Origin of the sequence: Paracoccus homiensis, assembly GCF_900111675.1 — a bacterium.
GTDB lineage: Bacteria > Pseudomonadota > Alphaproteobacteria > Rhodobacterales > Rhodobacteraceae > Paracoccus > Paracoccus homiensis.
Map to the genome: position 1 here is coordinate 37,827 of NZ_FOHO01000021.1, position 9,942 is coordinate 47,768.

The window sequence follows — 9,942 nt, forward strand, 5'->3', positions numbered from 1 at the left end:
GAGTTAACCCATGGCCGCTCAATTATACAGTGTCATCATGGTTAACGGGGGCGTTCCTGACCAAAAAGACAGGTGCCGGAGGCTGGCTACCTGACCTTTCGGTTAGGTTCTGACAAAGCGATGAAGTTACATTCAAATTTTCAGGAGAACGGGATGACCGAAATGATCCGAATCGCCAGGGTTGAAAAGCTGGAACAGGATCCCGTTCTACGGCATGAAACCGCGCCACAACGTCAGGATGATCAGGTTCTGGTCCGCGTCAGGGCGGCCGCCCTGAACTTTGCCGATCTTCTGAAGGCAAAGGGACAGTATCAGGAACCCGCCGATCCGCCCTTCATCCCCGGCCTGGAAGCCGCGGGCGAGGTGGTAGAGGCCCCTGCCGACAGCGCCCTGACGCCGGGTATGCGTGTCGCGATCTCGCATCCCGGCACGATGGCGGATCTGATCGTGACCTCGGAGACCGCGCTGATCCCGATCCCGGACAGCATGAGCTTTGAACAGGCCGCGGGCTTTCAGGTCGCCTACGGCACCAGTCACCTTGCACTGGCCGGGCCGGGCGACCTGCGACCCGGTCAGACATTGGCCGTTCTGGGGGCTGCGGGCGGCGTTGGCCTGACTGCGGTGGAAATCGGCGCGGCGATGGGTGCGCGGGTCATCGGCATTGCCCGCGGGGCCGATCGCGCGGAAACCGTCCGCGCCGCGGGTGCAGAAACCGTGATCGACAGCACCAGCTGCACCGATCTGCGTGCGGCGCTGCGCGAATTGGGCGGCGTCGACGTGATCTATGATCCGGTCGGATCGGAACCCGGCGAACAGGCCTTTGGTGCGCTGCGCCGCGGGGGCCGCTTTCTGGTGATCGGATTTGCCGGCGGCAAGCCCCCGCGCCTGCCGCTGAACCACGCATTGGTCAAGAATATCGCCATCCACGGCTTCTACTGGGGCGGCTACCGCAGCCTCGATCCCGCTGCCCTGCGCCGCAGCCTGCAGGGCCTGTTCCAGATGTTCGACGCGGGCCGCCTGAAGCCCGTCGCCGGGGCCAGCCTGCCGCTTGAACGCCTGACCGAGGGTTATCAGCTGCTGCGCGACCGAAAAGCGGTCGGGAAAGTGATAATCACCTTGTGAGTGCGCGCTTTTGTCCGGTGTGAATCGTTGAAACGCGCCCCGACCTGACTAATATTATAGGCGATAAGGGTCAGCGTGGCCGACCCATCCTAAAGGGAGACTTCGATGGCAGATTACAACAACTACCGTACCGCGCAGGGCGTCGGCACCCGGCAGGCGGTGTACGATGAAGGCCTGCGGGCCTACATGAACAAAGTGTATGGTCTGATGGCGGTCGGCATGGGTGTTACCGCCGTCGCAGCCTTTGGGATCAGCACTGCGGCGGTCGATGCCGGCGGTCAGCTGACCTCGCTTGGCATGGCGATCTATGCCTCACCGCTGAAATGGGTGATCATGTTCGCCCCGCTGCTGGTCGTTTTTGCCTTCGGCGCGGCGCTGAACCGCCTGTCGGTCCAGGGCGCGACGATGCTGTTCTACGGCTTCGCGGCCTTGATGGGCCTGTCGATCAGCTCGATCTTCCTCGTATACACCCCGTTCTCGATCGTGCAGACATTCCTTGTGACGGCCATCGCCTTCGCGGGCCTGTCGCTGTGGGGCTATACGACCAAGAAAGACATCTCGGGCTGGGGCAGCTTCCTGATCATGGGCGTGATCGGCCTGATCGTGGCTTCGATCGTCAACATCTTCCTGCAGTCCTCGGCGATGCAATTCGCCATCTCGCTGCTGGGTGTGCTGATTTTCGCTGGCCTGACCGCCTATGACACGCAGAACATCAAGAACACCTACCTGCAGATGCGCAACTCGGATGCCGATTTCATCGGCAAGGCCGCGATCATGGGCGCACTGCAGCTGTATCTGGACTTCATCAACCTGTTCATGTTCCTGCTGCAATTCATGGGCAACCGCGAGTAAAACTTGCGAACATGACGACTTCGGGCCCCTCTGGCGATGCTAGGGGGGCTTTTCTGTTGGCCGAAAGATGGTTTCGCAGTTGCAAGGGTCGCGTCACGCCCCCGCGGCGCGACCCGCGGCGAAGCTTGGCAAAGGCAGGTTTCCTTGGCGACGTCCCTTCTCTGGCATTTGACAGTGTCGGACTGAAATCGCGACAACGATCCGGGCGTACCATTAGGCCATCGCGGCGTGACCAGTCGTCCCTCCGGATGGTGTCAGGCTCTCACTCCCAAGCCCAAGCTGTAGCCCCAACCCGGTGACGCAACGACGCCCTGAAGGCAGGTTAATCCTCTGCCACAGCGCCAAAGAAACAGACATCTCGAACCGCGCTCTCATTTAGGGTGGCTTTTTTCGCTCGAACCGACAGTTTCGCCTTGTAACCCGCACATTCCATTGGCTATACGCGTCGACGGAGACGTGGCCGAGTGGTCGAAGGCGCTCCCCTGCTAAGGGAGTAGGCGGGAAACCGTCTCGAGGGTTCGAATCCCTTCGTCTCCGCCATACCACTCTGATCTATTGTTTAATTTCAGATAGTTAGGCTGAAGTCGCTGCTGCCTCAGGCTACACACGAGGTTACACAGCGTGGTTTTAGTCTACGAAATCGGAGCGATCCGGGTCATGTGTCAGCACATCGAGCCGAAGAAAAACAGGTGGTACTACCGGCGGCGGATTCCAGTGTACTGTCGCGAGTTGCACCGGGACCCTGCCACCGGCAAGAAGCCTGACCAGATTTACTTTTCGCTGAAAACCTCAAGCAAAACTGAAGCCACTAAGCTTGCCGTCAGCCACACGCGGCGGCTGGATGCACTGTGGATGGCCCATAGGAACGGCAACATCGACCCCAAGATTTCGCTGGCGCGGCTTGAGGCTGCAGGGCTTCGTCCGGGCGATGGTAAGGCCTACCCCGATCTCGATCCTGTTACCGATTTCGTGGACGATCTGCTGGGCCGCTATGATCCGCACGAAGAACGCCCCCTACCCACCCCACAGCAGCAGATGACCTACGATATCCTGATGACGGGACAGGTCCACGGACGCTCAGCGATGCCCGCGATAAGCATATCGAGTTGGGCAAGCTGTCCAAGGAACCCAAGCAGATCCAACAGTTTGAACGGGCTTGGAACATCCTTATGAGCGTAACCGGGGATATAACGCTGGACAATCTGAGGCGCGATCACGCCAACCGTTTCGTCAAGGCCGTCATCAGCCGGGGCAAGGGGCCGGACGGCAATGGCCCTGCCACGGTCGAACGCTATCTGAAGCAGGTCAGCCCGGTGATCACCACCGCGATCAGGGAGTTTGAGCTGCCGATCACGAATCCTTTTATCGGTGTCACCATCCCGAATAAATCCGAGGGTCAGAGGAAGCCCCGCGCCTCGTTCAGCACAGCTGAATTGCGGGCGATCCAAGAGGCGTGCCGGGGCAAGAACGATCAGAGGCGCTGGGCAATTGCTATGCTGTCGGACACGGGTGCAAGGCTTGCCGAGGTGGTCGGGCTGCGAAAATCGGATGTGGTTCTAGACGACCCGGTCCCCCATATCGTCATTACCGGCCATCCCCAGCGACGGCTGAAAACTCCAGCCTCCAAACGCAAAGTTCCCCTTATCGGTGAGGCCCTCTGGGCAGCACAGCAAGGGATGCAAACTGCTGGCGACCTGCTGTTCCCTGACTTCGCCCCGCGCCAACCTGACAGCCCGGTCAACGCGGCATCGGCCTCGGCAGCCCTCAACAAGTGGCTAAAGGATAATAAACTGGTCCGAGAAGGCCAGACCATCCACAGCTTTCGCCACACCATGCGGGACCGTCTGAGACATGTCGAGGCACCTAAAGAAGTTGCCGACGCCATCGGAGGCTGGGCGAGGCAGAGTGTCGGGGATGGCTATGGCGACGGGTATGAACTGGCGAAGCTGAAGGAGTATATGGACAAGCTGTAGCCTTGATCCTGGGATCACGGACACTGCGTGGTGTGGAGTGGCCCGGGATCGGCCCATAGCTGCCGTTCGTGGGAGTCTCAATGGATGGCTGGTTTCCAGTCTAGAGTTACCGGTCATGCCAATTGCACCGAACCGCGACATCCAGAGAAAGGTGGTCGGCTTTGTCAAGGGCGTGACGTGACAAACACCCCTAGCCCACAGCGCACCGCAGATGCACGCCGCCTTAGTCGATGTCCTCACCTAGCTAAGGACGACGAAGACTGAGCCGCTCTGGCGAACCCGGAGCGGCTCAGTCTCAGAAGCGAACCACGCGACCAACAAATCAACCTCGTGAATTTCGTTGACATCAGGCAGCTATGGAAACTCTCATGCTCCAAACAGCTCAGGAACCACCATGTCCACAAACCAACCGACCGACCGCCTTAACCAAGCCTTAAGCACGATTGATGACGGCAGATCCATCCTCGTACTCGGCGCCGGTTTTAGCATGGGGGCCACCAATGCTGACAACGAAAAGATGCCGTCCGCCAACAAGCTTGCTTCGATACTCGCTGAGAAAATTGGGGAGGATGAGGAGACGGGTCTTGAGGAAATTAGCGGGCTTTATTTGGAGGATCACAGTCGCGCGGACCTTCTCGCTCATTTGAAGGGAATGTTTACCTGTGTAGAGCCTACTCCCGCCCAAACTGAAATAGCTAATGCGCCTTGGCGGAGGATATACACAACTAACTACGACAACGTAGTGGAGAAATCCCAAAAGAAGCCTGGCCTGATCAGCTTAACAAGAACCCATGACCCAAAGGCAATGACAGCCGGCTCGTGCTGCGTTCACCTCAACGGCTTCATCGAAAATTCTCATGAGGGGAGTTTCGATGACGAAATAATGCTTACAGACGTACAGTATTTTACGAATGAACTTCGCGACAGTCCTTGGGCTGCAAGGTTGAGGTCAGACTTCCATTCGGCTCGAAATATATTCTTCGTAGGTTATTCCCTGTACGATTTCGATATTTCAAAGGTGCTATTTGAAAGTGCTGCATCAAGAAAGAAGATATTCTTCATCCAGCATGATAAGCTCAGGAGATCTCAGAAAGTAAAGTTCGAAAGGTTTGGTGAGCTTCACAGGATTGGCGTCGAAGAGTTTGCCACGTTGATTGGGCGGAGGGTGAGGTCGACCGACGATAGCCTCAAGCACGGCTTTCTCGCGAACTTCCGAGAGGAAGAGGTCTACGAAACCCAACCCAAGCGACCCAGCATCGAGGTGATGCGGCCCTTCCTGACAAAGGGGACAGTAGACCTAGACTGCCTCTCTTGGGATATCTCACAAGGAGAACAAGACTATCGCGTCGAACGCCCTGCGGTCGAAGTAGTTTCCCCAAACAATCTCCCGCTGGGGTCTACAGTAATCGTCTCTGGAGACATCGGTAGTGGGAAAAAAGTATTCCTTGAGGAGGTTGTGCTGCGATATAGCCAAGAGCAATTTCGATGCTTTCGGTTTGACGGTCTCTCAGAGGACTTGTCCGACGACATAGAGTACCTCAGTCACGCAAGTGACAATGGTGACGTTCTCATAGTCTTCCCGGACTATTATAACCATGAGGGTTTAATAAATCTAGTTAGGGCAGGTGTACCTAAGGCCACACTCATAACGACCAGTACCATTGCTGCCCTGGAGCTGAGCAGGACTAAACCGTTCGACGGTGACAGCAGTGTAATAGTTGTTTCACTTGAGACGCTAAGCGCTGAGGAAATCCGGGCATGGGATAGGCTTCTGGACAGCAACGCTTTGTGGGGAGAAAATGCCGGAAAATCTGAATTCGACCGGCAGAAATTTATTAAAATCAGTTGCCGTGCTAGGCAGCGTGATCTTTTGCTCTTTCTCTTTGACCAAGAGGCGATCAAGGAAGAGATTAGATCGGTCTTCCTGGATGCCAAGCGGGAGGGCGCTGATTCTTCCGCTCAACTAGTGAAGTATCTCGCAATTACCTCCTCCAACCATGATCCCTCATTTTCTGAAGTTCAAGAGATACTGGGTCTTAAGTTTGCAAGGACAGTTGCTTTAGGGCGGGCAAGGTGGACATATGAACTCTTGGCACTTGAAAATGGTCGTCGAAAAGTCACGTCGTCAATATTCGCCCAGTACCTCCTTAGAGAATTTGTAGCTGATCGCGAAATTATTGATGAACTTTCCGAGTTGGCGATGCAACTCGACCATGCAGCGCAGAGCAACAGGAATTTTTCAAAGCTTAAGAACTTTCCGATGAGGTACGCCTTCATTGAGCGACTATTTTCGGAAAGAGGAAAGAGGGAGAAATTAGTAGAGTACTATGAGGCGCTTCGACAAAATGGACTGGGTTTGAACAATCCGCAGTTCTGGCTCCAGTATGCCATTGCTCGCATGTCTTTCGAGGACTACCCCTTAGCCAGCGATCTATTTGACACCGCTTATGCCAAGTCTGAGCGGATGACTGACTACGATACTTACCAGATCGACAATCACTACGCTCGGTTTCTAATTGAATCAGCTCTAAACTCCGGGGATTGGGAGCTGGCGCGCGAGAACTTCGGTAAAGCTCACGAAATTCTTTCTGCACAAATGGCTTCAAAGAAGCAAGGACACTATCCCTTTAGGGTGGCTTGTGCATACTTGGATTTTGTCGAGCGATATGAACGCAATATGACAAACGACGACCTTAATGACTTTGTTGCCTCTTGCCGGGAAGTAGTAGATTTCCTCAAGGATGCTCCAGAAGAGCTTCATCGGAATACGTATGTCAAAAAGTGTGGAAGCCGAATGCCGCGAGCTATTGAATATGCTGAGGAGGTAATTTTCGGATCGTAGTGTTGAGTTCAACTCGTCGACTGGGAAAGTTAGGGCGGGCCCTTGATTTAGGGTGGGTCGGTTTTTCTCCGGTTGGAAACATGCGAGAGACTTTCCGTTCCTACAGGCAGTCGTGCGATTGGAGGGCGCTGTCCAAGGTCCACGTTTCTGCGCTTCGCTGCCGTTCATTCGGGGCGCAGCGAACGAGCGCTTTCCGCCCTCATTAGCGTTCACAGTAATGCCACAAGCTCCCCCTAAATCCTGCTAAGGGCATCCACCCATTAGCTGCTGATATCCATCAAATATCATAGCCATCACGGTAGCCAGCCACGGCCCCTTCTAGCTCTTCATCTCACTCACCGGGGTTCGCCCGACCACTCTGTTGAACGCCCCGGACAGACACATACGCCCGATGTTCTTGTCATTCTCGGGAACGATGATGCTGTCATGGATCGACGGCGGAAAGGGGATTCTGTGTCTCTGTGACTTGCAGCAGCTACTGCAACTGAGCGAACTCTTTGAGTTATGAACCTTTGGTGTTCTTCTTAGATCACTCGATAGGTTCGTTCCGAAGGGTAATATAGTATGGGGCAGACGCTTTGGGATGCCCATCCCCTTGCTCTCCATTGGATTGTACCAAAGCAGAAACGAAGGGATGGGCGAGGATGTTGCGTCAGCGGCTATCAGGCTTTGGCAGCAAGAAAACGGCGGCGGATGACGGTCGGGTTCTCTGAGCCCAGATCAAAGATGGACTCGACGTTAAGCACCGTCAGAATGTCGGCCGCTTCGTGACCCGGCTTATTCAATGCTTCGTACAACCATTTGCAGTTGCTTCTCAACGCCGGGTCCAAGCATTTGCTGTCCGGGAAAAGCTTGGCGATCACAGGTCCCCTCAGTTTCGTTGAAGGAATCTCATCGGCCAGTCTGGAAAGCTTGCCTCCGAACTCGATGTAGCATTTGAGTTTCCTTCTTTTTGCTCTTGCCTGATCCTCCTTGCTCTTATGCATTTCGTTCAAATGTCCGTTGATGAAACTATCTTCATCATTCATTGAGCGTTCACTTTCTTGATTGTCAGGACTTCGGTGATTGAGCACCCCCACATCGTCCAACTATATCTGTTGGCAATCTGGGCTATCGTACCCATGTGTTCGTATCCGGGACAGAACAGCAGCTTGTTCGTTCTGTCTGGGTAGAGAAATATCTTGATTGTCAGCAGTGAGCGGATTTGCCCGTGGCCATTCTCTGCCAGCGTTATTATTCGCTCGATTATTGCACCCCGTTTTTCCGGGTCTTTTTCTTTTCCGATCACATCAACTAGGCGAATGTTGCGGTCGAACAGATCAAGGTTTTCACGCCACTTGGTCGGGCTGCATTGGGAATTGTGCGGATTCTTTTCGCGATCCTTCCGGGAAAACGCGGTCTTGCGGCATCCGGGGGAACAGAATTTCTGATCCTTGCGGCTTGGCATAAAGCCAGACCGGCAGGCAGGACAAAGCCGTTCCCCCGCGCGCAGTCGGGTGGGTTCTTTCATCATCATGTTCTGATTTAAAGGTGGTCTTACCGCCTGATGGCGGAAGAAGAAGGAAGCATTCATCCTTCTCTATGTGGGCCGCTAGTGGTTACAGAATCTCGTTGGAAGCAAAACGGCGGCTCTAGACCCGCAACACCCACCTCTCTGGTTGATTCTCTCAGCCTCTCAGAGCCCTGTAGACGGACCTTTCCGATATCCCTAGGGTTTACGGCTATCTCTGACCGACGAAGCCCCTCAGCGGCCAGTTCTCGGGCTCTCAGGGCCTGCCTCATGGCGGTCGGAGCACGGCCCTTATACTTCCCGTCAGCCTTTGCCTTGGCGATGCCTTCCCGCTGCCGTTCCAGCATCATCTGCCGCTCGAATTGGGCAACCGACGCCATCATGTTCAGGATCAACTCACCGGTCGGGGTGCTGGTGTCCAAGCCCAGATCGAGGATGCGCAGGCTGACGCCCTTGCCACTGAGGGTTGCCACAAGCTGCCCCAGATGGGCGACGTTGCGGGCCAGACGGTCAAGCTTGGTGACAACCAGCGTGTCGCCCTCCCTCAGATAGTCCAGACAGGCGGCAAGCTGGGGGCGCGAGGCAACGGAGCTGACCTGTTCCCGAAACATCTTGCCGCATCCGGACGCAGCCAGTTCCCGCAGCTGGGCCTCAAAGCCTGCCACCTGTTCAAGCGTGCTGGTCCGGGCATATCCGACGATTGCCGTCATGGTCATTCTCCTGCCAATAGGGTGTAAAAGGTACGGAGCGACGGGCTGCCAAAAGCCAAAACCCACTCCATTGTCCGCTCAAAATGACACGGCAGGTCAGTGCCACAGGGGCAGGACCTAATGGCAGATCACCGGACAGGGGCAAGAGCGCGCACCCAACGGGCAAACCCGGCCCGACCCCCTTATGAAATCCATAGGGGTCCCAAAGGGGGGTATGGGCTTCGGAAGACCGACTTCAAAAAACCGGGGTTATGGTCGCTTATTGTTATTGTTCGTTATCGAGGCTCTGGCGTTCTTCAAAAAGGACAAGCGGCAGCGAAAGCACCGATACAGCGACGAAACGCACCGCCCGAGAGGTTACACAAAACACGCGCCAGAGACACGCAAGGTGCGGAGCACCTGTTGCAAGTAACTGAATTATATTGCATTTATGGGGCATCGAAACTGACCTGAGTCACTTCGTCTCCGCCACCCACCATTTTCATTGAATGGCCTAGGGGGGCTTGCTAGCGTATAAGTCTATGGGCTTATTCGCTTATTCGCGTTCGCTGATTGCGTTCTTTTCACTTCGATTGCGCTCGGTTCTATTCGTTCCGTGGTATGAAAGGTGGTACGTCCGATGGCCTTCACCTTCGGCAAACTGACCAAGAATCTCGTGCGCACCCTCGGCCCAGGGCGGCACGGCGACGGCAATGGCCTCTACCATGTCGTCGACCCATCCGGTGCCCGGCGCTGGATCGTGCGCGTCACCGTGAAGGGGCAGCGCAATCGCCAAGGCAAGCCCAATCGAACGGACTTCGGCCTAGGGTCAGCGCTCGTTCTCTCTCAAAGCCAGAAGATTACGGTCGCAGCTATTGCTGAGAAGAAGGTTTGCGGACAGCGATCATAGCGGGTCGCAACCCTCCTCCAGTCCTTGAGCCTGCCGAACATGAT

9 protein-coding genes, 1 tRNA gene and 1 pseudogene are annotated in these 9,942 nt (G+C 55.6%); 6 read left to right on the forward strand and 5 right to left on the reverse strand.

Annotated elements, in window-relative coordinates; genetic code table 11:
• Positions 1 to 153: 153 nt before the first annotated feature.
• The 6 genes from BMX67_RS17810 (at position 154) to BMX67_RS17830 (ending at position 6,789) form a co-directional block, all read left to right on the forward strand.
• Positions 154 to 1,122 (forward strand): NADPH:quinone oxidoreductase family protein, encoded by a 969-nt coding sequence (locus BMX67_RS17810; protein ID WP_090737841.1) that lies wholly within the window; start codon positions 154 to 156, stop codon positions 1,120 to 1,122.
• Positions 1,123 to 1,227: 105 nt separating this feature from the next.
• Entirely contained in the window at positions 1,228 to 1,974 is a 747-nt protein-coding gene (locus BMX67_RS17815) for a Bax inhibitor-1/YccA family protein (protein WP_090737843.1), read from the forward strand.
• A 450-nt stretch (positions 1,975 to 2,424) separates the two neighbouring features.
• A tRNA-Ser gene (locus tag BMX67_RS17820) sits at positions 2,425 to 2,514 on the forward strand.
• Between the two features lie 81 nt (positions 2,515 to 2,595).
• Positions 2,596 to 3,147 carry a DUF6538 domain-containing protein gene (locus BMX67_RS19410; protein WP_139206571.1) on the forward strand — a complete coding sequence of 184 codons (552 nt, stop codon included), beginning with the start codon at positions 2,596 to 2,598 and terminating at the stop codon, positions 3,145 to 3,147.
• Positions 3,081 to 3,947, forward strand: coding sequence for a tyrosine-type recombinase/integrase (locus BMX67_RS17825; RefSeq protein ID WP_090737845.1), 867 nt, complete (start codon positions 3,081 to 3,083; stop codon positions 3,945 to 3,947). The genes BMX67_RS19410 and BMX67_RS17825 overlap by 67 nt, the downstream gene beginning before the upstream one ends.
• A gap of 394 nt (positions 3,948 to 4,341) precedes the next feature.
• Positions 4,342 to 6,789, forward strand: coding sequence for an SIR2 family protein (locus BMX67_RS17830; RefSeq protein ID WP_090737847.1), 2,448 nt, complete (start codon positions 4,342 to 4,344; stop codon positions 6,787 to 6,789).
• 662 nt (positions 6,790 to 7,451) lie between these two features.
• On the opposite strand, the gene BMX67_RS17835 is transcribed toward BMX67_RS17830, so the two are convergent.
• From BMX67_RS17835 to BMX67_RS19415, 5 genes and pseudogenes are all read right to left on the reverse strand, one after another.
• Positions 7,452 to 7,817, reverse strand: a complete 366-nt coding sequence (locus tag BMX67_RS17835; RefSeq protein ID WP_090737849.1) for a hypothetical protein — start codon at positions 7,815 to 7,817, stop codon at positions 7,452 to 7,454.
• A complete protein-coding gene (locus tag BMX67_RS17840; protein ID WP_139206572.1) occupies positions 7,814 to 8,299 on the reverse strand; it encodes a hypothetical protein in 486 nt (161 codons plus the stop codon). The genes BMX67_RS17835 and BMX67_RS17840 overlap by 4 nt, the downstream gene beginning before the upstream one ends.
• Positions 8,300 to 8,358: 59 nt before the next feature.
• On the reverse strand, positions 8,359 to 9,009 hold the full coding sequence (locus tag BMX67_RS17845) for a recombinase family protein (RefSeq protein WP_139206573.1): 651 nt from the start codon (positions 9,007 to 9,009) through the stop codon (positions 8,359 to 8,361).
• A gap of 535 nt (positions 9,010 to 9,544) precedes the next feature.
• A complete protein-coding gene (locus BMX67_RS20080; protein WP_245739513.1) occupies positions 9,545 to 9,784 on the reverse strand; it encodes a hypothetical protein in 240 nt (79 codons plus the stop codon).
• A 50-nt stretch (positions 9,785 to 9,834) separates the two neighbouring features.
• Positions 9,835 to 9,942, reverse strand: a pseudogene (locus BMX67_RS19415) (IS5/IS1182 family transposase); the annotation flags it as partial.

Bases quoted from the DNA above. Each gene is read 5' to 3' on its own strand.
- BMX67_RS17810 (WP_090737841.1), top strand. From the start codon at position 154: ATGACCGAAATGATCCGAATCGCCAGGGTTGAAAAGCTGGAACAGGAT.
- BMX67_RS17815 (WP_090737843.1), top strand. From the start codon at position 1,228: ATGGCAGATTACAACAACTACCGTACCGCGCAGGGCGTCGGCACCCGG.
- BMX67_RS17830 (WP_090737847.1), top strand. From the start codon at position 4,342: ATGTCCACAAACCAACCGACCGACCGCCTTAACCAAGCCTTAAGCACG.
- BMX67_RS17835 (WP_090737849.1), bottom strand. From the start codon at position 7,817: ATGAATGATGAAGATAGTTTCATCAACGGACATTTGAACGAAATGCAT.
- BMX67_RS17840 (WP_139206572.1), bottom strand. From the start codon at position 8,299: ATGAAAGAACCCACCCGACTGCGCGCGGGGGAACGGCTTTGTCCTGCC.
- BMX67_RS17845 (WP_139206573.1), bottom strand. From the start codon at position 9,009: ATGACGGCAATCGTCGGATATGCCCGGACCAGCACGCTTGAACAGGTG.